The sequence below is a fragment of the Pseudomonas sp. TH34 genome (assembly GCF_016650865.1).
In the GTDB taxonomy this organism is placed as follows: domain Bacteria; phylum Pseudomonadota; class Gammaproteobacteria; order Pseudomonadales; family Pseudomonadaceae; genus Aquipseudomonas; species Aquipseudomonas yamanorum.
The window spans coordinates 306,610-331,221 of sequence record NZ_JAEKFB010000029.1; the positions used below are offsets into that span (position 1 = coordinate 306,610).

Sequence of the window (24,612 nt, forward strand, 5' to 3'; positions counted from 1 at the left end):
AGAGGCGCGCGCGGCATACCCCAACCGGCGTTCCAGCGGTTATGCTCCAACCTCACTGGCTCAACAGGACGGCGCGTGACAGCTCTGAATCCCCTGCAAACACTCTGGCTGACCGAAACCGTGCGCCTGCGGGAGGAACACGCGGGCGCCCTAGAAGACCAGGAAGCCAATCGCCTGGCCCGCAGCACCGGCGGCGACTTGCCCACGCGCATTCAAAACCGCGCGCTGTGGTTGGCCGAACGCGATGGCCTGACCGCCGCCCTGACCCGCTGGCTGCAAGGCGCACGCCTGGCGCTGATCCTGCTGGCGGTGGTTGCCATTATCAGCGGCGCCGGCTTGTCCTTTGCCGCACTGGGCAACGGGCTGGTGCCGGTCAATGTCTTCTGGGCCTTGGGCAGTCTGCTGGGTTTGAACCTGATCCTGTTGTTGAGCTGGGCCCTGGGCCTGTTGTTTGCCGGTGAACACAGCGCCAGCCTCGGCCGCCTGTGGTTATGGCTCAGCGAAAAACTCGCCCGCGACGCCAAGGCCGCGCAACTGGCGCCCGCCCTGCTGCTGTTGCTGCAACGGCGCAAACTCAATCGCTGGGCCGTCGGTGTGCTGGTCAACAGCTTGTGGCTGCTGGCACTGCTCAGCGCCATGGTGATCCTGCTGACGCTATTGGCCACCCGGCGCTACGGCTTTGTGTGGGAAACCACCATCCTGCGGGCCGACACCTTTGTCGCCGTGACCCAAACCCTCGGCGCCCTGCCCGCCTTGCTCGGCTTCAATGTGCCCACCGTCGAGATGATCCGCGCCAGCGGCGATGCCGCCCTGAATATCGAAAGCGCCCGCCAGGCCTGGGCCGCCTGGCTGGTAGGCGTGCTGCTGGTGTACGGCATCCTGCCGCGGCTGATCCTCGCGCTGCTGTGCCTGTGGCGCTGGAAACGCGGGCGCGCCGCCTTGAGCCTCGACCTTAACCTGCCCGGCTACAGCCAACTGCGTGAACGGCTGATGCCCAGCAGCGAACGGCTTGGGGTCAACGATGCGGCGCCCGAACAGTTGCACCACGTGACCGGCGGCGTCAGCGAACTGGAAAGCGACGGCGCCCTGCTGGTGGCCATCGAACTTGATGACCAACGTACCTGGCCGCCGAAGCTCCCGGCCAGCGTCAAGGACGCCGGCATCCTCGACAGCCGCGAATCCCGCAACAAGCTGTTGGAGCAACTCACCCGCTTCCCGCCCGCGCGCCTTGCCATCGCCTGCGACCCACGCCGCTCGCCGGATCGCGGCAGCCTCGCGCTGATCGCCGAACTGGCCCGCAGCGCCACCGCCACTCGGGTCTGGCTGCTGCAAGCGCCGGCGGGCCAGGCGCTGGACGCGGAACGCCTGGGTGACTGGCATACAGCATTGCAACAGTTGGAGATCCCGTTCGCCGATTGCGCGCCGCTCACTTGGCTGGAGACCGGTCATGACTAAGCCCCTGAAACTTGCGGTGGTCGGCCACACCAACGTCGGCAAGACTTCGTTGCTGCGTACACTGACGCGAGACGTCGGCTTTGGTGAAGTGTCCCATCGGCCCAGCACCACCCGGCATGTCGAGGGTGCTCGGCTGTCGGTAGACGGCGAAGCCTTGCTGGAGCTTTACGACACGCCAGGCCTGGAAGATGCCATCGCCCTGCTCGATTACCTCGAGCGCCTGGACCGCCCCGGCGAACGCCTCGACGGCCCGGCACGGCTGGCGCGTTTTCTGGAAGGCAGCGAGGCCCGGCAACGCTTCGAACAGGAAGCCAAGGTGCTGCGCCAACTGCTCGCCTCCGACGCCGGGCTGTATGTGATAGACGCCCGGGAACCGGTGCTGGCCAAGTACCGCGATGAGCTGCAAGTGCTGGCCAGCTGTGGCAAACCGTTGCTGCCGGTGCTCAATTTTGTCAGCAGCGCCGACCACCGCGAGCCGGACTGGCGCGAAGCCCTCGCCCGCCTCGGCCTGCACGCGCTGGTGCGTTTCGACAGCGTCGCGCCGCCGGAAGACGGCGAGCGCCGCCTCTATGAAAGCCTCGCCCTGCTGCTGGAAAATTCCCGTGGGCAACTGGAGCGGCTGATCCTTGATCAGGAAGCCCAGCGCCAGGCTCGCCAGCAAAGTGCTGCACGGCTGATCGCCGAACTGCTGATCGACTGCGCCGCCTGCCGCCGCAGCGTGGTCAGCGAGGTCGAGGTGGAACAGCAAGCCATCAGCGAACTGCGCAAAGCCGTGCGCCAGCGCGAACAGCGCTGCGTGGAAGCCTTGCTCAAGCTGTTCGGCTTCCGCCCGCAGGACGCCGCCGCCAGCGATTTACCGCTGCTGGACGGGCGCTGGGGCGACGACCTGTTCAACCCCGAAACCCTCAAGCAACTGGGCGTGCGCGTCGGCGGCGGGATTGCAGCTGGCGCCGCAGCCGGTGCGGGCGTGGACTTACTGGTAGGCGGCCTGACCCTCGGCGCCGCCGCCCTCGCCGGGGCCATAGCCGGTGGCGCCCTGCAAACGGCCCGCAGCTATGGCAGCCGCCTGCTGGGCAAGATCAAGGGCCAGCGCGAGCTGACCGTCGACGACAGCGTGCTGCGCCTGTTGGCCCTGCGTCAGCGGCAACTGCTCAAGGCCCTGAACCTGCGGGGCCATGCGGCGATCCACAGCATCAAGGTCGACACGCCACAGGACAAGACCTGGCGCGAAGGCAAATTGCCCGAAGCCCTGAACAAGGCCCGGGCTCATCCGCAATGGTCGTCCCTCAACCCGCATCCCAAGTTGAGCCAGGCCGAACGCCAGGAACAGATCGAAGCCCTGGCCCAGCGCCTGGACGAAACCTAAGCCGCCAACAACTGCCGGGCCTTGGATTTCAACACTTCAAGGTCCATCACCGGCACGTGCATTTCCTTGGCCTGTTCATCCCAGTGACGCATGCGCAGGCTGACGGCGCACAGCGGGTCCTGCTCAAACGCCCGTGCCTCCTCGGCAGTCATCACGCCGCCCTGGTAACCCAAGGTACGACGGCTGGCTTCGCTCAAGCGCGCGTAGTAATCCGGCTGGCTGAAGGTCAGGTAACGCTTGGCCTGCACGTGGTATTCCACCAGTTTTGCCATGCGCTCGCTGAAGCCCGCCTGGCGCAGATAATCGGCCCCCAGCCGTTCATGGCTGACCACACCATAACCGCCCATGTTCTCGCCACCTTGGCCGCAGATGTGCCCGATATCGTGGAAGAACGCCGCCAGCACCACTTCATCATCGAAGCCTTCGGCCATGGCCAGTTGCGCGGCCTGGGACATGTGCTCAATCTGCGAGACCGGTTCGCCAATGTAGTCGGCCGTACCGTGCTGTTCGTACAGGCCGAAGACTTCGGCGATTGCCTGTTCAGTATTCATCACGCACTCCCCCACAGCTCAGTGATATTGCGCTCGGCCATCGCCGGCCCGACGCTCATGCCCACGCCGGTGTGCATCAACGCCGCATTCACCCCCGGCGCCGCCCGCAAGAACGAAAACGGCCCTGGGCCACGGGAACCATAGACGCCCTGCCAGCGCTCCACGACCTGGATCTTGCAGCCCAGAGTCTCTTCGGCCAACTCGATCATCCAGGTGTCCACCTGCTCGGCATTGAACGGTGATGGATCGCTGCCGTAATGGTGGGAATCACCGATGATCAGCTCACCATAAGGCGTTGGGCTGATCAGCAGGTGAATGCCGTTTTCGTGCAGATGCGGTACATCCCGCAGGATTTCGGCCTGCACCGGCGCGGCTTCCGGCAAATCGGCGAAGGCGCCGTAGTGGACGCAGCTGAGACCGGTCAGCAGCGCGTGTTGCAGGTTCAATTCCACCGCTGGCCGAGCGCGCAGCATTTGCAGGCGGCAGATTTGCGGGTTGAGTTCGCCGATCTGCTCGGCCAGCAGCGTCTGGTAGTCGTGACCGGAGCAGACAATGATCTGCTCACCGCGAAAGGTGCCGGCGGTGGTGTGCACCTGGCCGGGTTCGATGTCGCGCACCAGGGTGGAGAAATGAAACTCCACGTTCAGTTCGCGGCTCAGGTAGTTGATCAGCGCCGGGATGGCTTCGCGGGAATACAGTTGTTGATCGTCCAGGCCGTGAAGCGCGGCACGGTGATGAGCGAACTGGCCACCGTACAGACCGTGCAGGGCCGCGCCTTGCAGCAACTCGACGCGATAACCGTGCTCCAGGGCGCGACCGGCGCAGAAGGCTTCAAGCAAGTGCTCTTCGGCTTCGGTGCGGGCGAACAGATAGGAGCCGTTGCGTTTGAGCTGGATACCGGCGAGTTGTGCCCACTGGCCCCAGATTTCGCGGCTTTCCCGCGCCAGGTCGAGCATCGGCCCGGGCGGCTGGCCGGTGACCAGTGCCTGGCCGAAGTTGCGTACGGAAGCACCCAATGGAGTGGCGCTGCGCTCGAAGACCTTGACCTTGAGGCCGCGTTTGGCGGCCGCATAAGCGTGGGACAGGCCGAGGATGCCGGCGCCGATGATCAGCAGTTGTGTCATGAAGACCTCTCGTTCCCACGCTCCGCGTGGGAATGCATCCTGTGACGCTCCGCGTCACGACTACAAAAGCGGACGCAGAGCGTCCAGGCCCGCGTTCCCACGCAGAGCGTGGGAACGATCGGCGGTTATTGTTTTTCCGACTTGCCGTCATAGCGCTTGCGCCATTCGGTCAGGATGCTGTCGCGGTTTTTCGACGCCCAGGCAAAGTCGTTCTTGATCAGCCGCTGCTCATAGTCAGCCGGCAATTCGGTCTGCGGCTTGGCAATACCCGGCTGAGCCAGTACCGCGAAGTTTTCCTTGTACAGCTCCATCGCCGCCGGGCTGGCGGAGAAGTCGGCGAGTTTCTGTGCCGCGTCCGCGTGGGCAGTGCCTTTGATCACGGCAGTCGCTTCGATGTCCCAGCCCAGGCCTTCTTTCGGCAGGATGATGTCCAGCGGTGCACCCTGGCGCTTCAATTGAACGGCCGGGTATTCAAACGAGATACCGATCGGAAACTCACCTGACGCCGCCAGCTTGCACGGTTTGGAACCGGAGTGAACGTACTGGCCGATGTTCTGGTGCAGGTCGTCCATGTACTGCCAGCCCTGTTTCTCGCCGAAGGTCTGCAGCCAGGCGCTCACATCCAGGAAACCGGTGCCGGACGAGGCCGGGTTGGGCATCACGATCTTGCCTTTGTACTCAGGCTTGGTCAGGTCCTGCCAGCTCACCGGCTTGCTCAGGCCCTGCTTTTCGGCTTCGACGGTGTTGAAGCAGATGGTCGCAGCCCACACGTCCATGCCGACCCAGGCCGGTGGATTGGCGGCGTCGCGGTAGTTCGCGCCGATCTTGCCCAGGTCCTTGGGTGCGTAGTTTTGCAGCATGCCCTGCTGGTCGAGGATCGCCAGGCTGGAAGCCGCCAGGCCCCAGACCACGTCAGCCTGCGGGCGGGCTTTTTCGGCCAGCAGCTTGGCGGTGATGATGCCGGTGGAGTCGCGCACCCATTTGATATCGATGTCCGGGTTAGCCTTTTCGAAGGCTTGTTTGTAAGTCTTCAATTGCTCGGCTTCGAGGGCCGTGTACACGGTCAACTCGGTCTTGGCGGCAAAGGCATTCAGGCTGAACGCAGTGAGCACAGCAGCGGCTAACGCCAGGGGCTTGAACATGGTGCAGTTCCTTTATGGATGATTTATTGGCCGGGCGCGGTTTGGCGCCAGGCCTGGGAGCGGCGCAACAAGCCGCGTGAGGCCCACGCCAGCAGCAAGGACACGCCCGCCGAGGTGAACAGAATCAGGGTCGACATGGCCGCCGCGCCGCCTACGTTGCCAGCGTCGTCCATGTTCAGCACGGCGACTGCCGCGAGGATGGTGTCGGGGCTGTAGAGGAAGATCGCGGCGGAGACGGTGGTCATCGCCGAGACGAACAGGTAGCGCACGATGTCCAGCAGCGCCGGCAAGCAGATCGGCACGGTGACCCGCAGGTAATGCCGGTACAGCGGCGCCTTCAGGGACAGCGCGGCGGCTTCGAACTCGGCGTCCAACTGGCGCAGGGCCGTGGTGGCGGTCATTTGTGCGGTGGTCAAATAGTGAGCAATGGTGCACACCACCAGCAGCGTCATGGTGCCGTAGAGCACATGCAGCGGGTTGCCGTTGAGGTTGAAAAAGAACACGTAGCCCAGGCCCAGCACCAACCCTGGCACCGCCATCGGCACGAAGCTGAGCATGCGCAGCGCCAGGTTCAGGCCCTTCTGGCCCTTGGTCTTTTCCATCAGGTAGGCGCCGGTAAAGATCAGCACGCTGCCGATCAACGCGGTGCACAGGGCCATGGTGATGCTGTTGCGGTAGGCCAGCCAACCGCCGCCGGCCGTGTCCTCGAACTGGTAGTGAGCCAAGGACAGCGACAGGTTGTAGGGCCAGAACTTCACCAGCGACGAGTAGACCGCCATGCCGAACACCAGCAACAGGATCGCGCAGATCAGCAGGACGATGGCCAGGTAGCAGCCATCTCGCAGTTTCGACGGCGCAGGCTGGAACACCTGGGCGCGGCCGCTCATGGAGTCGCCATGACGGCGGCGCAGCCAGGCGTCGACACCGAAGCTGAACAGCGCCGGCAGCAGCAGGACCATGCCGATCAAGGCACCGCGGCCAAATTGCTGCTGGCCGACCACAGCTTTGTAGGCTTCCAGCGCCAGCACTTGATAATCGCCGCCGACTACCACGGGCACGCCGAAGTCAGTGATGGTCAGGGTGAACACCAGGCAAAACGCGGCAAACACGGCCTGGCGCGTCGCCGGCCAGGTGATGCTGCGAAACGCCCGGGCGGGACTCGCGCCCATGCTCGATGCGGCGTCAAACAAACGTGCATCCGCCAGGGAAAGCGCCGACAACAGGATCATCAAGGCATGGGGAAAGGTGTAGATCACTTCGCCGAGGACGATGCCCCAGAAGCCATAGATGTTGTCCGACAGCAGCCCGCGCAGCATGCCCTGGTTACCGAACAGGTAGACCAGCGCAATCCCGGGCAGCATCGACGGCGCCATCAACGGCAGCAGCGACATGCCGCGCCAGATCGCCTTGCCCGGAATCAACGTGCGTTGCAGGGCGTAGGCAAACAGGTAGGCCAACGGTACGACGATGGCCGCCACGCTGCTGGAAACCTTCAGGCTGTTACCCAGCAACCAGTGGAAGTTGTCGCTGGTGACCAGTTCCCGCGCCGCCACCAGGCCACCGCCCTGCCCGGCTTCACTGCTGAAGCCGCGCCAGAAGATGGCCAGCAGCGGCAGCAGTACCGCGACGCCCAGCAGGCACAGCCAGAGCAGCTTGCCACCGACTACAAAAATACGGTCGCCGACTTCGGCACGGGAAACCTGACGAGCCACGTTATCGGGTATCGGCAGAGTCATATCGCGGGCCATCTCAGGCAAACACCTGCAGGCTGCGCGGGGGCAGCGCGACCCAGATGTCCTGGGCGCCGAGGCGCGGCATGGCTTCCGGGGCCAGTTCGGCCAGCAGCGGATGGCCGGGCAGTTGGTCCAGCTCAAAGCTCATGCGGCAGCGGTTGCCGAGGAAGGTGATCTCGCGGACCTTGGCCGGGAACAGGTTTTCTTCATGCACCGGCGGGTTGACGCTGATGGCTTCCGGGCGGCAGAACAGACGGCCCGATTTTGCGGCACCGGAGTTTTCCGCCAGGCGCATATTCATCCCGCCGACCTGGGCGTGGCTGGCGCTGTTGCGACTGAACGGCAGCCAGTTGCCCTGGCCGACAAACTCGGCCACGAACGGCGTGGCAGGGCGGTCGTAGATTTCCTGGGGCGTGGCGTACTGCTCGACCTTGCCGTTGTTCATCACGGCGATGCGGTCGGCCATCAGCATGGCCTCGTCCTGGTTGTGGGTGACCATCAGGGTGGTAATGCCCAGGCGGCGTTGCAGTTGGCGCAGCTCGGTGCACAGGTGCTCGCGTACCCGGGCGTCGAGGGCCGACATGGGTTCGTCCAGCAACAACAAGGACGGCGCCGGTGCCAGGGCGCGGGCCAGGGCAACGCGCTGCTGTTGGCCGCCGGAGAGTTGGCCGGGGAATTTCTTTTCGCTGCCCACCAGGCCTACGAGTTCCAGCATCTGCCCGACGCGCTTGCGCACTTCATCGCGGCCACTGCCGGTGAGGCCGTAGCCGATGTTCGCTTCGACGGTGAGATTGGGAAACAGCGCGTAGGACTGGAACAGAATGCCGTAGTCCCGAGCCTGGGGTGCCAGCAGGGAAACGTCGCGGTCGCCGAGGTACAACTCGCCGCTGTCCTGGCGTTCCAGGCCGGCGATGCAGCGCAGCAAGGTGGTCTTGCCGCAGCCCGAAGGGCCCAGCAGGCACACCAGTTCGCCGGCGGCGACATCCAGGGACACGTTATCCAGCGCGGTAAAGGCGCCGAAGCGTTTCTGCACACCGCGCACCTTCATTGGCGCGCCGGGGTTGGTCATGGCTGTGTTCATGGAGGCACCTCATCAAACTGATAAAGGTCATCCTAGGCAGGCAATGCGTCCCTCTTGTGGCAGAAAGGCAAAACGTGGCGATAGTGGTATTGGTGGATTTGGGTTGTGCCAACAGATTGTTCCTACGCTCTGCGTGTGAATACATCCTGTGACGCTCCGCGTCACGACCTTAAGAGCGGACGCGGAGCGTCCAGGCCGGCATTCCCACGCAGAGCGTGGGAACGATCAGAGAGGGGACATTTCCTGGGCCAACCCCAGGAAAGCTGCCGGCAATCGGGCGCCCTTTCGCTCTTTGAGGCAGTACAAATACTCGGGAATCTGCGGCGCATTCTCGATGGTCAGCACACGCAGTTGCGGATCGTGGGGCACTTCCTGACGGGCAATGATGCTGATGCCGATATTGCGCAGCACTGCCTCACGGATCGATTCCCGACTGCCAATCTCCAGCAGCGGCCCGTAACTCACGCCGGCGCCCTGCAACATCTCCTCGGTCAATCGACGGGTGGTCGACCCCGGCTCGCGCATCAGCAAGGTATGCCCAGCCAGCGCGGTCAGCGGTACATGTTCAAGCACCGCCAGCGGATGATTGCGATGCACCGCCAACACCAGCGGGTCCATGCCCAGCACCCGGCGGATCAGGCGTGGGTCTTCAAGCAGTTGGGACGAGGCGGCAACGTCGACGCGGTAGTCATCCAGCGCTTCCAGCACCTGTTGGGAATTGCCGATCTCCACCGAGACCTCGACCTGCGGCAGCCGCTCGCGGAAGGTTTTGACCAGGTCGAGGATGTAATAAGGTGCCGTCGCGGCAATCCTCAAGGCCCCTTGTACCTGGCCACTGTTGCGCAGGAAAAACTCGATGTCCGCTTCCTGCTGCAGCAGCGCCTTGACCATCGGCAACAGCCGCGCGCCTTCGTCGCTGACGGTCAGGCGGCGCCCGCCTCGGTAGAACAGCTCCACCGAATACTGGCTTTCCAGGTGACGAATCTGAGTGGTCACCGTGGGCTGGCTCAGCCCGAGCTTTTTCGCCGCCTGGGTAATACTGCCCAGGCGGGCGACCATGTAAAACGCCTTCAGCTCGGCACTCAGCACACCACCCTCTCATCGACTATTTGCGCAGCAGGCGCAGACCATTGAATACCACCAGCAGGCTCACGCCCATGTCGGCGAACACCGCCATCCACATGGTGGCCATCCCAAGGAAGGTCACCGCGAGGAAGATCGCCTTGATCACCAAGGCCAGGGCGATGTTCTGCTTGAGGATACTCGACGTTTGCCGCGACAGCCGAATGAATGCCGGAATCTTGCGCAGGTCATCATCCATCAGGGCCACGTCGGCGGTCTCGATGGCGGTGTCGGTACCGGCCGCAGCCATGGCAAACCCGATCTCGGAACGGGCCAGGGCCGGGGCGTCATTGATACCGTCGCCAACCATGCCAACCCGGTGGCCCTTGGCGTAGAGCGCTTCGATGGCCTGCAGCTTGTCGGTAGGCAACAGGTCGCCCTGAGCCTGGTCGATGCCGACCTGATCAGCAATCGCCTTGGCAGTGTGGGAGTTGTCGCCGGTCAGCATCAGGGTCTTGATGCCCAGGTCGTGCAGCTGCTGGATGGCTTCGCGGCTGGTGTCTTTCACGGTGTCGGCCACGGCGAACAGCGCCAGCGGGCCGGATTTGTCCAGCAACAGGACCACGGACTTGCCTTGTTTTTCCAGGGCGAAGAGCTTCTTCTCCAGGGCCGGCGAGCACAGGTTCAGCTCTTCCACCAGGCGGTGGTTGCCCAGGTAGTAGACCTCGCCATTGATTTCACCCTTCACACCGCGACCGGTCAGGGCCTCGAAGTTATCCACCGTGTGAACGGCGAGATTCTTATCCACAGCCGCGTTGGCGATGGCCAGGGACACCGGGTGATCGGAACGCCCGGCCAGACTGGCGGCCAGGGCCGGCGCGCTGTCTTCCATGTTCGGGAACAGCGCCAGGTAATCGGTTTGCACCGGTTTGCCGTGGGTGATGGTGCCGGTCTTGTCGAGGGCCAGGTAGTCGAGCTTGTAACCGCCCTCCAGGTACACGCCGCCCTTGATCAGGATCCCTTTGCGCGCCGCGGCGGCCAGGCCGCTGACGATGGTCACCGGAGTGGAAATCACCAGTGCACATGGGCACGCGACCACCAGCAGCACCAGCGCGCGGTAAACCCATTCAAACCACACGCCGCCCATGAACAGCGGCGGGATCAACGCCACGCCCAAGGCAAAGATGAACACCGCCGGGGTGTAGACCTTGGCGAAGGTGTCGACAAACCGCTGGGTAGGCGCGCGGGCGCCCTGGGCCTGTTCCACGGCGTGGATGATCCGCGCCAGGGTGGAGTTGTTGGCGGCTGCAGTGACTTTGTATTCCAGGGAACCGGCCTGGTTGATGGTGCCGGCGAAGACTTTATCGCCCACAGTCTTTTCAATCGGCAGGCTTTCACCGGTAATCGGCGCCTGGTCGATGGTGGACTGGCCAGAGGTGACTTCACCGTCCAGGCCAATACGCTCGCCGGGACGAACCCGCACGATAGAGCCCAATTCGATAACTTTAACGTCCTGTTCAACCCAACTGCCGTCGGCTTGACGAACCGTGGCCTGTTCGGGGGTCATCTGCATCAAGCCGCTGATGGCGTTACGTGCACGGTCCAGAGACTTGGCTTCGATCAACTCCGCCACGGTAAACAGGAACATCACCATCGCGGCTTCCGGCCACTGGCCGATCAGGATCGCGCCGGTGACGGCGATGCTCATCAGGGCGTTGATGTTCAGGTTGAGGTTCTTCAGGGCGATCCAGCCCTTTTTGTAGGTGGTGAGGCCGCCGCTGAAGATCGAGATCAGCGCGACCAGGGCAATCACCCACGTCGGGGCTGCGTTGGTGAAGTGCAGCACTTCAGCACCTAGAGCACCCACGCCGGACACAGCCAGCGGCCACCAATGCTTCTTCGCCGGCGGCTCAGCCGGGGCGACGCCTTCTTCGATGGGGTCCGCCTGCATGCCCAGAGACTTGATGGCGTCGATGATCGGCGCGGTCGTCGGCAGGTCGTGGGTCACGCCGAGAATGCGGTTGATCAGGTTGAATTCGAGTTGCTGCACACCGGCGAGCTTGCCCAGTTTGTTCTGGATCAGCGTCTGCTCGGTGGGGCAGTCCATGGCTTCGATGCGGAAGGTGCTCAGCCGCGAGCCCGCTGTCGGGGCTTCGGTCAGCTTCACCAGTGCCGGCGCGGCCTTGCTGGAACAGCAGGAATCGCCATGGCTGCCATGGTCGTGCTTCTGCACAGGCTTGAGCTTGGGGCCGTGATCGTGCGCGTGGTCATGATCATGGTCGTGGTCGTGCTTGTGCGGGGTGTGGATGGAGTCGCTCATTCTGTCGCGTCCGTAAAGGTGCCTGTTGCCAAGTAAAGACCCTGTAGCCACTATAGGGTCAAGCACCCTTTTGGAGATTGCTGCGATGAAGATCGGCGAATTGGCAAAATTGACGGATTGCCAGGTGGAAACCATCCGTTATTACGAGAAAGAAGGCCTGCTGCCGCCGCCTGCGCGCAGTGACGGTAATTACCGGCTGTACACCCAGGCGCACACCGAACGGCTGGTGTTTATCCGCAACTGCCGCAGTCTGGACATGACCCTTGAGGAAATTCGTAGCCTGCTGGGCCTGCGGGACAGTCCTCAGGACCAGTGCGAAAGCGTGAATGCATTGATTGATGAGCACATCCACCACGTGAAGGCGCGGATCGACGGGCTGCTGGCGTTGCAGGAACAGTTGCTTGACCTGCGCCAACGCTGCGGCGGCGGGCCGGATCTGGATCAGTGCGGGATTTTGCAGCGGCTGGAGGTCAGCGGGAGTGTCGCGGCCAGCGAGGCTGAGCCCTCACATGTGGGCAGAAGCCACGGTCATTGATGTGTACACAAAACAAATGTGGGAGCGGGCTTGCTCGCGAAAGCGGAGTGTCAGCCACTGAATGTGTTTCTGATACACCGTATTCGCGAGCAAGCCCGCTCCCACATTGGGACCGAGATCGCTTTTAGATAGCCACGTCGGCCTTGATGCTCGGATCAGCGTCATAGCCCACGATTTCAAAGTCTTCGAATTTGTAATCGTAGATCGACGCAGGTTTGCGCTTGATCACCAGTTCCGGCAGCTTCTTCGGCGTGCGCGCCAGCTGGGTCTGGATCTGTTCCATATGGTTGCTGTAGGCATGGGTGTCGCCCGTGGTGACGATGATCTCGTGAGGGATCAGGTCGCACTGCTGGGCCAGCATATGGGTCAGCAGCGCCAGGGCCGCAGTGTTGTACGGCAGGCCGAGGAACACGTCGGAGCTGCGGATGTACAACTGCATCGACAGATGTCCGTCATGCACAAAGGCCTGGTACAGCAGGTGGCAAGGCGGCAGCGCTTGCTTGCCGTCCCGGGCGTTTTGCTGGGGGCTCTTGGTCTCGTCCGGCAGGTACTCGACGTTCCAGCCGTGGAACAGGATGCGGCGGCTGTTGGGGTTGGTCTTCAGGGTCTCGACCATGTAGTCGATCTGGTTGATCTTGCCGCCGTCCTTGGTTGGCCACGCGGTCCACTGCTCGCCGTACACCGGGCCCAGGTCACCGTCTTCGGTGGCCCATTCGTCCCAGATCTTTACGCCATTCTCGTTCAGCCACTTGATGTTGGTGTTGCCACTCAACATCCAGATCAATTCGTTGGCGATGCTTTTGAAGTGAAGCTTCTTGGTGGTCAGCAGCGGGAAGCCGTCGGCCAAGCTATGCCGAAACTGACGGGCAAACACGGCCTTGGTGCCGGTGCCGGTGCGGTCGCCCTTGGTCAGGCCATTGGTCACGACATCGTTCAGTAGTTCGAGATATTGCTTCATGTCTATACCTGTATCGTTGAAGCCGGGCCCCTCGGGCCCCGGCGTTCGAATTTAAAGCGCGGTGTTCTTGATGCCTTGCGGGCGATTGTAAGCCCACCACAGCAGGCCCAGGCCGGCGATGATCATCGGCAGGCTGAGAATCTGACCCATGGTCAACCAGCCCCACGCCAGGTAGCCCAGCTGCGCATCCGGCACCCGCACGAACTCGACGATAAAGCGGAAGATCCCGTAGAACAGCGCGAACATGCCCGACACGGCCATGGTTGGGCGTGGCTTGCGCGAAAAGATATAGAGGATCAGGAACAGCGCCACACCTTCCAGGGCGAACTGGTACAGCTGCGACGGGTGACGCGGCAATTGCGCCGGGTCGCTGAACGGCGGGAACACCATGGCCCACGGCACGTCGGTCGGCTTGCCCCACAATTCGGCATTGATGAAGTTACCGATGCGCCCGGCGCCCAGGCCAATCGGCACGAACGGTGCGACGAAGTCCATCAGCTGGAAGAACGACTTGCCGTTACGCCGGCCAAACCACCAGGCGGCGATCATCACCCCCACAAACCCGCCGTGGAACGCCATGCCGCCCTTCCACACCTCGAAGATCAGTGTCGGGTTGGCGATGTAGGCTGGCAGGTCGTAGAACAGCACATACCCCAGGCGTCCGCCGACGATGACCCCCATCGACATCCAGAACACCATGTCGGAGAGCTTCTCCTTGGTCCAGGTCGGGTCGAAACGGTTCAGGCGCCGGGAAGCCAGCAACCAGGCACCGCCGATGCCGATCAGGTACATCAACCCGTACCAGTGGATTTGCAGCGGACCGATGGCCACGGCCACCGGGTTGATCTGCGGGTAAGGCAGCATTGCGACTCCTCGTTAAATCAATAGTCATGGCGCATCGGACCATGCCGGTGCGCGATTAAGCCTGCGTTACAGCAAAAAATTCAGCCCTACGCAAAACAGCAGCCCGGCGAACAGCCGCTTGAGCAAGCGCGGCGACAACCGATGCGCCAGGCGCGCGCCGAAACGGGCCGCCACCATGCTGGTCAGGGCGATACCCAGCAGCGCCGGCAAGTACACAAAGCCGAGACTATGCTCGGGCAGCAGCGGATCATGCCAGCCCAGAATCATGAAACTTAACGCACTGGCCAGGGCGATCGGCAAGCCGCAGGCCGACGAGGTGGCCACTGCCTGCTGCATCGGCACGCTGCGCCAGGTCAGGAACGGCACGGTCAACGAACCGCCGCCGGTGCCGAAAATCGCCGACGACCAGCCGATCACGCCGCCCGCCAAGGTCAGGCCGAGCTTTCCCGGCACCTGACGGCTGGCCTTGGGCTTGAGCTCCAGGGTCATCTGCAAGGCGATCACCAGGGCGAACACTCCGATGATCTTCTGCAAGTGCGGCCCGGAAATCGCTTCGGCGGTCAGCGCGCCAACGCCTGCGCCCAGCAGGATGCCCACGGCCATCCACACAAAGATCGGCCAGCGCACGGCGCCGCGCCGGTGATGCTCACGCACCGCATTCACCGACGTGAAGATAATAGACGCCAGGGATGTGCCGACAGCGAGGTGGGTCAACACCGAGGGATCGAAGCCCTGCAAGGTGAAGCTGAACACCAGCACGGGCACGATAATGATCCCGCCGCCCACGCCGAACAGCCCGGCGAGCATGCCCGCACAGGAACCCAGCAGCAAATACAGCAGAAATTCCATGGGAGCCCCCGAAAACAGACCGGCATGTTAACGGATGCAAAGCACAGGGTTCTATGGGTAGAGTGGGCAAAACACAAAGGGATTGCCTTATGTGCCTGATTGTTTTTGCCTGGCGGCCGGGCCACGCCCAGCCGCTGATCGTCGCGGCCAACCGTGATGAGTTTTATGCCCGGCCCAGTCTGCCGTTGGCCCAGTGGCTGGATGCGCCCCATGTTTACGCCGGGCGCGACCAGGAAGCGGGCGGGACTTGGCTGGGGGTTGGGGCGGAGGGGCGCTTTGCGGCGCTGACCAATATTCGTGACCCGCACCAGCCGCCGGCCCGCAAGTCGCGGGGCGAATTGGTGGCGCGATTTCTCAGCGGTTCGCTGTCGATTGACGACTATTTGGCCGACGTTAATGGCAGATCCATTGAGTATGCCGGGTTTAACCTGTTGGTCGGGACGCGGGACGAGCTTTGGCATTACAACGCCAAGGAGTCTGCGCCAACGCGCCTGGAAACAGGGGTTTATGGGTTATCCAATGCGGGACTGGATACGCCGTGGCCGAAGTTGTTGAAGGCCAAGGCGGCGCTGGCGCAAGTGCTGGAAGATCCGCAGCCCGAGGCCTTGTTGGAGATTTTGAGCGACCCGCAGACTGCGCCGTTTGCCGACTTGCCGGACACCGGCGTGGGACTGGCGACGGAGAGCCTGTTGTCGAGTGTGTTTATTGCCAGCCCCAGTTACGGGACGCGGGCGAGCACGGCGCTGATTGTGAATGCCGACGGGACACGGCATATCGTGGAGCGCAGTTTCGGGCCCCATGGCGGCAGGCTGGGCGAGGTGGAACTGAAAATTTAGCAGTGACTGGACTGGCCTCATCGCGGGCAAGCCCGGCTCCCACAGGGAAATGCATTCCAAATGTGGGAGCTGGCTTGCCTGCGATGAGGGCGCCTCGGTTTAGAGGGTTTTTGCAGACGCCGGATTGATCATCCGCGCCAACCCAAGGTTCTTCAGCGCCAATTGCAGCGAGCTGTGGATAACTTGCGGGTTGTCGATGGTCATCAACTCCGCCAGCAATTCCTTGGCCCGGCTCAGGTTGATCTGGCGCAGCATCCATTTCACCTTCGGCAAGTTGGTGGCGTTCATCGACAGGCTGTCAAAGCCCATCGCCATCAACAGCACGGCCGCCGCCGGGTCACCGGCCATTTCACCGCAGATACTCACTTGCTTGCCTTCGGCATGGGCGTCGCGCACCACGTTCTGCAAGGCTTGCAGCACCGCCGGGTGCAGGTAGTCGTAAAGGTCGGCCACCCGTGGGTTGTTGCGGTCCACGGCCAGCAGGTACTGGGTCAGGTCGTTGGAGCCCACCGACAGGAAGTCCACCTGCCGCGCCAGCTCTTTAGCCTGGTACACCGCTGCCGGAATCTCGATCATCACGCCAATCGGCGGCATCGGCACGTCGGCACCTTCGTCGCGCACTTCGCCCCAGGCCCGGTGGATCAGGTGCAGGGCTTCTTCCAGCTCGTGGGTGCCGGAGATCATCGGGAGCAGGATGCGCAGGTTGTTCAGGCCTTCGCTGGCCTTGAGCATGGCGCGGGTCTGGACGAGGAAGATTTCAGGATGGTCGAGGGTAACGCGAATACCGCGCCAGCCAAGGAAGGGGTTGTCTTCCTTGATGGGGAAATATGACAGTGACTTATCGCCGCCAATGTCCAGGCTGCGCATGGTCACCGGTAACGGATGGAAGGCGGACAGTTGCTCGCGATAAATCGCCAGCTGCTCCTTCTCACTCGGAAAACGTTGGTTGATCATGAACGGCACTTCGGTGCGGTACAGCCCTACACCTTCGGCGCCGCGCTGTTGTGCGCGTGCCACGTCCGCCAGCAGGCCAGTGTTGACCAGCAGCGGTACACGGTGGCCGTCGAGGGTCACGCACGGCAGTTCCCGCAGGGCGTCGAGGCCCTGGGACAGCTGGCGTTCTTCTTCCACCACCTCGGCGTATTGCTTGCGCAGCACCTCGCTGGGGTTGGTGTAGACCTCGCCGTGGTAACCGTCGACGATCATTTCGATGCCGTCGACCTTGGAATACGGCAGGTCCACCAGGCCCATCACCGTCGGAATGCCCATGGCCCGGGCCAGGATCGCGACGTGGGAGTTACCCGAACCCAATACCGAGACCAGGCCCACCAGTTTGCCTTCCGGCACTTCGCCGAGCATGGTGGCGGTCAGTTCTTCACTGATCAGGATGGTGTTATCGGGGTACACCAGAGTGGTCGAGCGTTCTTCCTGCAGGTAGGCCAGCAGGCGGCGACCGAGGTCTTTCACGTCCGAGGCGCGTTCGCGCAGGTAGGCGTCGTCCATCAGTTCGAAACGGTTGACGTGATCGGTGACCACTTGGCGCAGTGCGCCCTGGGCCCACTGACCGGTCTTGATCACGTCCTTGACTTCGCTGCCCAGGGACGCATCGTCGAGCATCATCAGGTACACGTCGAACAACGCCCGCTCTTCAGGCCGCAGTTGGGTGGCCAGCTTGGTGGACAGGGTGCGCATGTCATTGCGTACGCCTTCGAGGGCGGTCTTGAACAGGATGATTTCAGCGTCGATGTCGGTGACGGTCTTGTCCGGCACCACGTCCAGGTCGGCCGGCGGCAGCATGACCACCGCGGTACCGACGGCAGCGCCCGGCGAACCCGGCACGCCGACGAACTTGGCTTCCTGGATGCCCTTGCCCTGGCGTCCCAGGCCGCGAATCGAACCGGTGGCCTCGGCGTGGGCGATAACCCCGGCGAGCTGCGCGCTCATGGTCACGAGGAAGGCTTCTTCACCCTCATCGAACTGGCGGCGTTCTTTCTGCTGGATGACCAACACGCCAACAACGCGGCGGTGGTGAATGATCGGTGCACCGAGGAACGAGGCATAGCGCTCTTCGCCGGTTTCGGCAAAGTAGCGATAACGCGGGTGATCGGCAGCGTTTTCGAGGTTCAGGGGTTCTTCACGCGTCCCCACCAGGCCCACCAGACCCTCATTGGGCGCCATGCTGACCTTGCCGATGGAGCGCTTGTTCAAGCCCTCGGTGGCCATCAGGACAAAACGGTTGGTCTCGGGGTCCAGCAGGTAAACCGAGCAGACCTGGCTGCCCATGGCTTCCTTGACGCGCAACACAATAATCCCCAACGCCGCCTTGAGATCCTTGGCGGAGTTAACTTCCTGGACGATCTTGCGCAGCGTATTGAGCATGGCTCGGGGTCGAACTCCGTCGTCAGTCGCGCGCTAAAAGGCGCGGGGCAAGCTCTTTAAGAGCGCGACGATAAACCTCGCGCTTGAATGTCACCACCTGGCCCAACGGATACCAATAACTGACCCAGCGCCAGCCATCGAACTCCGGTTTACCGGTCAAATCCATCCGCACCCGCTGCTCGTTGGAGATCAGGCGCAGGAGAAACCATTTCTGTTTCTGGCCGATGCACAGCGGTTGGCTGTGGGTACGCACCAGACGTTGCGGCAAACGATAGCGCAACCAGCCTCGGGTGCAGGCCAGAATTTGCACATCTTCACGTTCAAGGCCTACTTCTTCGTTCAACTCACGGTACAAGGCGTCTTCAGGGGTTTCGTCGGGGTTGATTCCGCCTTGAGGAAACTGCCAGGCATCTTGGTTGATACGGCGAGCCCATAGCACCTGTCCGGCATCATTCGTAAGAATAATCCCGACATTAGGACGGAAACCATCGGGGTCGATCACGGCAACAACCTCGCAAACGCATGTCACCGCATTGTTCCACAAAGATTGATACAGCGGCAACGAGGCTGCTTACCTTATGTGCACTCTTGTGAAAAGACCGTATTCTGGACGCCTTTTTACAGACTTTTCAGCGAGTAACTGCAATGCGCCTGGCTTTATTCGACTTGGACAACACGCTTTTGGGGGGTGACAGCGATCACGCCTGGGGCGATTACCTCTGTGAACGCGGGATTCTCGACGCCGTGGCCTACAAGGCCCGCAACGATGAGTTCTACCAGGACTACCTGGCCGGCAAGCTGGATAACGCCGAGTACCTGAACTTCTGCCTGGAAATCCTTGGCCGCACCGAGATGGCCCAACTGGATGAGTGGCACCGTGACTACATGCGCGACTGCATCGAGCCGATCATGCTGCCCCAGGCGGCTGAGTTGCTGGCCAAACACCGCGCCGCTGGCGACAAGCTGGTGATCATCACCGCCACCAACCGTTTCGTCACCGCGCCAATTGCCGCACGCCTGGGCGTGGAAACCCTGATCGCCACCGAATGCGAGATGGAAAACGGCCGCTACACCGGACGCAGCACCGATGTACCGTGCTTTCGCGAGGGCAAGGTGACGCGCTTGAATCGTTGGCTGGAAGAAACCGGGTTTAGCCTGGAGGACAGTTACTTCTATAGCGATTCGATGAATGACCTGCCGCTGTTGGAGCAGGTGACGCATGCGGTGGCAGTGGATCCGGATCCGAATCTGCGGGCTGAGGCTGAGAAGCGTGGTTGGCCGGTGATTACTCTGCGCAACTGATAACGCTTTCGCGAGCAAGCCCGCTCCCACATTTGATCGAGTTCCATCTTTGGAATGCAGTCGAATGTGGGAGCGGGCTTGCTCGCGAATGAAGGCGACCCGGTTTCAAGTCTTAAACGGGTTTGGCACCCATCAACCCGGCAATCGCCACAAACCCCACCAAGCTCACAACCGCCAGCGCCACGGTGAAGTTCACGCTCCCCGCCCCGCCCAACCGCAGTCGATTAAGCCGCGCCACCAGCCAGAACCAGCTCAGCGCCGCCACGGTGTAGATCACGCTCGAGCCCAGAATCCAGGTTTGCCCCAGCGGCCAGCCGATCAAGTGCGCCAGCCACCAGCCAGTGAACGGCATGCTCACCACGCAAATCCCCATCAACAACCACACAAACACCCACGGCCGCTGCACGGTATAGGCCGGCCCCGCACTGCGTTTGCGCCAGGCCAGCACCGCCAGCGCGACACCGCTGAGCAGCAGCAACACCGTGGCCGCGATGTGGATAACTTTAAGGGTGGTCAGCGTTTCCATGTTCTCGATTCCTTGTAGGCCGCTCAGTCAGCGTAGTCGCTCAACCGAGGAACAGTTGGTAGGCCGGGTTATCACTTTCATCCCAGTACGGGTAGCCAATGGCTTCCAGCGCCGCCGGCACCAGGTGGCGCTCGTCCGCCGGCACTTGCAGGCCCGCCACCACGCGCCCATCGGCAGCACCGTGGTTGCGATAGTGGAACATCGAGATATTCCAGCGCCCGCCCAATTTGTTGAGGAAGTTGAACAGCGCCCCCGGACGTTCCGGGAATTCGAAGCGGAACACCACTTCGTCGCTGACGTGTGCCGCATGGCCGCCGACCATATGGCGGATGTGCAGCTTGGCCAGTTCGTTTTCCGTCAGGTCCAGCACCGGGAAACCCTGGCTGGTAAGGCTGGCGATCAGCGCACTGCGCGGGTCGTTTTCCGGGTGGGTCTGCACGCCGACAAAAATGTGCGCCTCGCGGCCGGAGTGGTAGCGGTAGTTGAATTCGGTGATCTGGCGTTTGCCCACGGCCTCGCAGAAGGCCTTGAAGCTGCCCGGCTTCTCGGGAATGGTCACGGCGATGATGGCTTCGCGGCCTTCACCCAGTTCGGCGCGCTCGGCCACATGGCGCAGGCGGTCGAAGTTGACGTTGGCCCCGGAATCAATGGCCACCAGGGTTTGCCCGGTGATGCCACGGGTCTCGACGTACTTCTTGATCCCGGCCACGCCCAGGGCGCCAGCCGGCTCCGTGATGGAGCGAGTGTCGTCGTAGATGTCCTTGATCGCCGCGCAGATTTCATCGGTGCTGACGGTGATCACTTCATCCACGTAGTCCTTGCAGATGTCGAAGGTGTGCTGGCCGATCTGCGCCACCGCCACGCCGTCGGCGAAGATGCCCACGGTCGGCAGGACCACGCGCTCGCCCGCCGCCATGGCGGCTTGCAGGCAGTTGGAGTCGTCCGGCTCGACGCCGATGATCTTGATTTCAGGCCGCAGGTATTTCACGTACGCCGCGATCCCGGCGATCAGGCCACCACCGCCCACCGGGACGAAAATCGCGTCCAGCGGCCCCGGGTGCTGGCGCAGGATCTCCATTGCCACGGTGCCCTGCCCGGCAATGGTGTGCGGATCATCGTAGGGGTGAATGTAGACGTAGCCTTTTTCGTCGACCAGCTTCAGCGAATACGCCAGCGCTTCCGGGAACGAATCCCCGTGCAACACCACTTTGCCGCCACGGGAGCGCACGCCTTCGACCTTGATTTCGGGGGTGGTCTTGGGCATCACGATGGTGGCCTTGACCCCCAGCACCTTGGCCGCCAGGGCCAGGCCCTGGGCGTGGTTGCCCGCTGAAGCGGTGACCACACCGCGCGCACATTCTTCGGCACTCAATTGGGTCAGCTTGTTGTAGGCACCGCGAATCTTGAACGAGAACACCGGCTGCAAGTCTTCGCGCTTGAGCCAGACCTTGTTGCCCAGGCGCTCGGAGAGCTGGCGGGCGGTCTGCAGCGGGGTTTCTACGGCAACGTCGTAAACGCGCGAGGTGAGGATCTTTTTGACGTACTGTTCAAGCATCGGAAAGCATCACTGGGCGGGTTGGGCAGGGCCAAGGAGTCTAACCCAGCGTTTGGCCGGGCGACCACACGAAAACCGAGGTTTTGTTGGGTTATACTCGCGCCCCTCTTTACTCCCCGCCCGTTCCGGAGCCCGCATGACCCAGGATCAACTCAAACAGGCAGTGGCCCAGGCCGCCGTCGATTTAATCCTTCCTAAACTCGACGATAAAAGCATCGTCGGTGTCGGCACCGGCTCCACCGCCAACTGCTTTATCGATGCGCTGGCCCTGCACAAGGGCGCGTTCGACGGCGCGGTTGCCAGTTCCGAAGCCACCGCTGCGCGGCTCAAGGGCCACGGTATCCCGGTGTATGAGCTGAACACCGTCAGCGACCTGGAGTTCTACGTCGACGGCGCCGATGAAAGCGACGCACACCTGAACCTGATCAAGGGCGGCGGCGCAGCCCTGACCCGCGAGAAGATCGTAGCGGCCGTGGCCAAGACCTTCATCTGCATCGCCGACGCCAGCAAACTGGTGCCCGTCCTCGGCGCGTTCCCGCTGCCGGTGGAAGTGATCCCGATGGCCCGCAGCCACGTGGCCCGCGAGCTGGTGAAGCTGGGCGGCGACCCGGTGTACCGCGAAGGCGTGCTGACCGACAACGGCAACATCATCATCGACGTGTTCAACATGCAGATCACCAACCCGGTGGAACTGGAGCGTCAGATCAATGCCATCGTCGGCGTCGTCACCAACGGTTTGTTCGCGGCCCGTCCGGCTGACGTACTGCTGCTGGGCACCCCGGAAGGCGTGAAAACCCTTAAGGCATAAAAGCACCACAGACCCAGTGTGGGAGCTGGCTTGCCTGCGATGGCATCGCCCCGGCACTACTGAAAGACCGCGTCGCCTGCATCGCAGGCAAGCCAGCTCCCACCTTCGATCTTCGCCATGGCTGGGATCGGGTTCATTTCTTGAACACATAGAACAAGTTCGGCTCACTGACCATGTACAACGTGCCGTCGTTGTCCATGGCAATCCCCTCGGCCTGAGGCACGCGCTGCTTCAGGCCATGCCGCCCCTTGAGCAGTGACAAACTGCTCAGGGGACGACCGTCGATATCCAGCTCCAACACCAGGAATGACTCATCCGACAGCGCCAGCAAATGGCCGCTGCGCTCATCGTATTGCAGGCTCGACAGGTCACGCACAAACAATCCGGCATCGCGCTTGGGGTTGTTGATCACGTGCACCGAGTAGGTTTTTTCCGGTTTGAAATGGGGAAAGCCGTGGACCTCGTAGATCAGCATCGGGTCGCGTTCCTTGGCCACAAACAAACGCTTGCCCACCGAGTCATAGGCCAGGCCTTCGAAGCCCTTGTTGCCGCCCAGGTGCACGCCGAGGGTCATTTGCTCGGCGTCGGCGGCATCAAGGAATTTGGTGTCATCATCCACGTGGACCTTGATCAGCCGCTGCTGGCGCTCGTCGCTGATGACATAGGTGTTGTCGCTGATGTACTCCACAGCCTCGGCGTCGCCAAAACCCACCAGCGCAATGCGTCGCAGGATTCTGCCGTCCAGGGACAGCTCCACCAGCTCGGCATTCTTGTTGGTCACGGTAAACAGGCTGTTGCGCACCGGATCGAAGGTCAGGGCCGAGACATCATCGTTGAGACCGTCGATCACCTGCGCCTCCAAAGCCACCTGGTAATTCCCCAGGCCAATGGAGTGCTCACCGGCGGGATTACGCCACGACTGCCAGTTGAACCAGGCACGCTCGAACAGGCGCAATTGCTGCGCGACCACGCCGACAGCCACCAAGGCGATCAGGATCAGGATGAAAAAGGCAGGCTTTGGACGGGCAAGTCGACGCATCGGGCGGGGCTCAAAGTGAAAACTGGCGAATGAATATCACGGTCGCCTGAATTTAAACTTAAACGCCCCGGGTGTCTGGCGGATGCCGCAGATAGAGAGAAATCTGACGTAATCGAACTACTGTTTCTGCTTCTCGAAGCGATAGAACAGGTTCGGCTCGCTGACCATGTACAGCGTGCCGCTCTCGTCCATGGTCACGCCTTCGGCACGAGGAATGGTGTTCTTCAAGCCATTGAAGCCGCCGAGCAACGTCATGAAGCTGACTTGCTCGCCCATCTCGTCCAGTTCCAGCAACAGGTGGGAATCCGCCGACAACGCCAGCAGGTGGCCGGTACGCGGATCAACGGTCAGCGCTGAGAGGTTGCGCATGTCCAGCTCGGTGCTGGCGAGCTTTTGCTTGTCGCCGGTGAGGGTCTGGCTGCCGTCGCTTTTCCAGGTGAACAGCGCCGGTGGGCGCTCTTCGCCGAGGATCAGTTGCTGGTTGCGCTTGTCCCAGGTCACGGCTTCAAAGGCTTTGTTTTGGTCCTTCGACGGGCCAAGGTCGTAGGACGGGAAGTCAGCTTTGTTCAACTGCTGGGTCTGCGGGTCGACCTTGATGATGGTCAGGCTGTGCTGACGCTCATCGACCACGGCCATCAAGCCGTTTTCCATCATGGTCACGCCTTCCGGGTTGTTCCAGCCGTTGAGCGGCATCTTGCGCAGTACGTCGCCTTGCAGGGTCAATTCAACCAGGAACGGGTTTTTGCCCATGACCGAGAACAGGGTCTTGGTCAGCGGGTTGTAGGTGAGGTCCGAGGCTTCGTCCTTCTCCATGCCGGGCAGCAACTTGGCATCGATCACCGCGCGGTAGTCCGGGAGCCAGACGCTTTCCAGGCGCTCGGTCGGGGTTTCGAAGCCCTCCGCCACCCACAGCACGCCACGGTCATCCCAATGCATCGCCCAGGCCACGCCGTAAATGATCGCGCCGGCCAGGAACAGCCAGGAATACCAGCGCATGGCAAGGCGTGAACGCAACGAGGGTTTTACGGATGGGAGAGGCACGGCCATTACGCTTTCCAGAAAGTCAGCTTTAGGGGATAGCACAGGATCACAAGGTCCGCGCGCAGGAGGCTGAGGATTATCCGGAT

General features: G+C 62.4%; 22 protein-coding genes. 6 read left to right on the top strand and 16 right to left on the bottom strand.

Features of this window, described 5'->3' with window-relative positions; genetic code table 11:
* Nucleotides 1-75 precede the first annotated feature (75 nt).
* Both JFU58_RS22455 and JFU58_RS22460 read left to right on the top strand, forming a co-directional pair.
* Nucleotides 76-1,455, top strand: coding sequence for a DUF2868 domain-containing protein (locus JFU58_RS22455; protein ID WP_017476550.1), 1,380 nt, complete (start codon nt 76-78; stop codon nt 1,453-1,455).
* Entirely contained in the window at nt 1,448-2,821 is a 1,374-nt protein-coding gene (locus JFU58_RS22460) for a DUF3482 domain-containing protein (protein WP_177070883.1), read from the top strand. The genes JFU58_RS22455 and JFU58_RS22460 overlap by 8 nt, the downstream gene beginning before the upstream one ends.
* Here the strand turns inward: JFU58_RS22460 and JFU58_RS22465 are convergent.
* The 7 genes from JFU58_RS22465 to JFU58_RS22495 all read right to left on the bottom strand — a co-directional run bounded on the left by JFU58_RS22465 (nt 2,818) and on the right by JFU58_RS22495 (nt 11,834).
* On the bottom strand, nt 2,818-3,372 hold the full coding sequence (locus JFU58_RS22465) for a phosphonate degradation HD-domain oxygenase (RefSeq protein ID WP_177070884.1): 555 nt from the start codon (nt 3,370-3,372) through the stop codon (nt 2,818-2,820). The genes JFU58_RS22460 and JFU58_RS22465 overlap by 4 nt on opposite strands.
* Nucleotides 3,372-4,496, bottom strand: a complete 1,125-nt coding sequence (locus JFU58_RS22470) for a TIGR03364 family FAD-dependent oxidoreductase (protein WP_201142343.1) — start codon at nt 4,494-4,496, stop codon at nt 3,372-3,374. Before JFU58_RS22470 ends, JFU58_RS22465 begins: the two co-directional genes overlap by 1 nt.
* A 125-nt stretch (nt 4,497-4,621) precedes the next feature.
* Nucleotides 4,622-5,638: a putative 2-aminoethylphosphonate ABC transporter substrate-binding protein gene (locus JFU58_RS22475; RefSeq protein WP_017476554.1), complete on the bottom strand. Its 1,017-nt coding sequence runs from the start codon at nt 5,636-5,638 to the stop codon at nt 4,622-4,624.
* A gap of 23 nt (nt 5,639-5,661) precedes the next feature.
* Nucleotides 5,662-7,386 (bottom strand): putative 2-aminoethylphosphonate ABC transporter permease subunit, encoded by a 1,725-nt coding sequence (locus tag JFU58_RS22480; RefSeq protein ID WP_201142345.1) that lies wholly within the window; start codon nt 7,384-7,386, stop codon nt 5,662-5,664.
* A 1-nt stretch (nt 7,387) separates the two neighbouring features.
* A complete protein-coding gene (locus tag JFU58_RS22485; RefSeq protein ID WP_063026458.1) occupies nt 7,388-8,452 on the bottom strand; it encodes a putative 2-aminoethylphosphonate ABC transporter ATP-binding protein in 1,065 nt (354 codons plus the stop codon).
* Between the two features lie 225 nt (nt 8,453-8,677).
* Nucleotides 8,678-9,541: a LysR family transcriptional regulator gene (locus JFU58_RS22490; RefSeq protein ID WP_008438952.1), complete on the bottom strand. Its 864-nt coding sequence runs from the start codon at nt 9,539-9,541 to the stop codon at nt 8,678-8,680.
* Nucleotides 9,542-9,557: 16 nt separating this feature from the next.
* Nucleotides 9,558-11,834 (bottom strand): heavy metal translocating P-type ATPase, encoded by a 2,277-nt coding sequence (locus JFU58_RS22495; RefSeq protein ID WP_201142348.1) that lies wholly within the window; start codon nt 11,832-11,834, stop codon nt 9,558-9,560.
* Nucleotides 11,835-11,919: 85 nt separating this feature from the next.
* Here JFU58_RS22495 and cadR point away from each other — a divergent pair, with 85 nt between their 5' ends.
* Nucleotides 11,920-12,369 carry a Cd(II)/Pb(II)-responsive transcriptional regulator gene (gene cadR, locus JFU58_RS22500; protein WP_017476559.1) on the top strand — a complete coding sequence of 150 codons (450 nt, stop codon included), beginning with the start codon at nt 11,920-11,922 and terminating at the stop codon, nt 12,367-12,369.
* 124 nt (nt 12,370-12,493) lie between these two features.
* On the opposite strand, the gene JFU58_RS22505 is transcribed toward cadR, so the two are convergent.
* The 3 genes from JFU58_RS22505 to JFU58_RS22515 all read right to left on the bottom strand — a co-directional run bounded on the left by JFU58_RS22505 (nt 12,494) and on the right by JFU58_RS22515 (nt 15,040).
* Nucleotides 12,494-13,327, bottom strand: coding sequence for a thymidylate synthase (locus JFU58_RS22505; protein ID WP_008438950.1), 834 nt, complete (start codon nt 13,325-13,327; stop codon nt 12,494-12,496).
* A gap of 51 nt (nt 13,328-13,378) precedes the next feature.
* Nucleotides 13,379-14,191 (bottom strand): prolipoprotein diacylglyceryl transferase, encoded by an 813-nt coding sequence (gene lgt / locus JFU58_RS22510; protein ID WP_008438947.1) that lies wholly within the window; start codon nt 14,189-14,191, stop codon nt 13,379-13,381.
* Between the two features lie 66 nt (nt 14,192-14,257).
* Nucleotides 14,258-15,040: a sulfite exporter TauE/SafE family protein gene (locus tag JFU58_RS22515; RefSeq protein WP_017476560.1), complete on the bottom strand. Its 783-nt coding sequence runs from the start codon at nt 15,038-15,040 to the stop codon at nt 14,258-14,260.
* Between the two features lie 89 nt (nt 15,041-15,129).
* Between JFU58_RS22515 and JFU58_RS22520 the strand changes: the two genes are divergently transcribed.
* Nucleotides 15,130-15,876, top strand: a complete 747-nt coding sequence (locus JFU58_RS22520) for an NRDE family protein (RefSeq protein ID WP_201142356.1) — start codon at nt 15,130-15,132, stop codon at nt 15,874-15,876.
* Nucleotides 15,877-15,975: 99 nt separating this feature from the next.
* On the opposite strand, the gene ptsP is transcribed toward JFU58_RS22520, so the two are convergent.
* Nucleotides 15,976-18,255, bottom strand: a complete 2,280-nt coding sequence (ptsP, locus tag JFU58_RS22525; RefSeq protein ID WP_010167790.1) for a phosphoenolpyruvate--protein phosphotransferase — start codon at nt 18,253-18,255, stop codon at nt 15,976-15,978.
* A gap of 22 nt (nt 18,256-18,277) precedes the next feature.
* Nucleotides 18,278-18,757: an RNA pyrophosphohydrolase gene (locus JFU58_RS22530; protein WP_003176750.1), complete on the bottom strand. Its 480-nt coding sequence runs from the start codon at nt 18,755-18,757 to the stop codon at nt 18,278-18,280.
* A 143-nt stretch (nt 18,758-18,900) separates the two neighbouring features.
* Between JFU58_RS22530 and JFU58_RS22535 the strand changes: the two genes are divergently transcribed.
* Entirely contained in the window at nt 18,901-19,557 is a 657-nt protein-coding gene (locus JFU58_RS22535) for a histidinol-phosphatase (RefSeq protein WP_201142358.1), read from the top strand.
* Nucleotides 19,558-19,669: 112 nt separating this feature from the next.
* Here JFU58_RS22535 and JFU58_RS22540 read toward each other — a convergent pair whose 3' ends face one another.
* Both JFU58_RS22540 and ilvA read right to left on the bottom strand, forming a co-directional pair.
* A complete protein-coding gene (locus JFU58_RS22540; RefSeq protein ID WP_076013032.1) occupies nt 19,670-20,083 on the bottom strand; it encodes a DUF2269 family protein in 414 nt (137 codons plus the stop codon).
* Between the two features lie 40 nt (nt 20,084-20,123).
* Complete coding sequence (gene ilvA, locus JFU58_RS22545; protein WP_201142360.1) at nt 20,124-21,638, bottom strand: threonine ammonia-lyase, biosynthetic; 1,515 nt, start codon at nt 21,636-21,638, stop codon at nt 20,124-20,126.
* 136 nt (nt 21,639-21,774) lie between these two features.
* Between ilvA and rpiA the strand changes: the two genes are divergently transcribed.
* Nucleotides 21,775-22,446 carry a ribose-5-phosphate isomerase RpiA gene (gene rpiA / locus JFU58_RS22550; RefSeq protein ID WP_008438935.1) on the top strand — a complete coding sequence of 224 codons (672 nt, stop codon included), beginning with the start codon at nt 21,775-21,777 and terminating at the stop codon, nt 22,444-22,446.
* 133 nt (nt 22,447-22,579) lie between these two features.
* On the opposite strand, the gene JFU58_RS22555 is transcribed toward rpiA, so the two are convergent.
* Together JFU58_RS22555 and JFU58_RS22560 are read right to left on the bottom strand one after the other, a co-directional pair.
* The gene (locus JFU58_RS22555; RefSeq protein ID WP_201142362.1) at nt 22,580-23,485 is read right to left on the bottom strand and encodes an SdiA-regulated domain-containing protein; all 906 of its coding nucleotides are present in this window, start codon (nt 23,483-23,485) and stop codon (nt 22,580-22,582) included.
* Nucleotides 23,486-23,602: 117 nt separating this feature from the next.
* Complete coding sequence (locus tag JFU58_RS22560; protein WP_201142364.1) at nt 23,603-24,532, bottom strand: SdiA-regulated domain-containing protein; 930 nt, start codon at nt 24,530-24,532, stop codon at nt 23,603-23,605.
* Nucleotides 24,533-24,612: the final 80 nt, after the last annotated feature.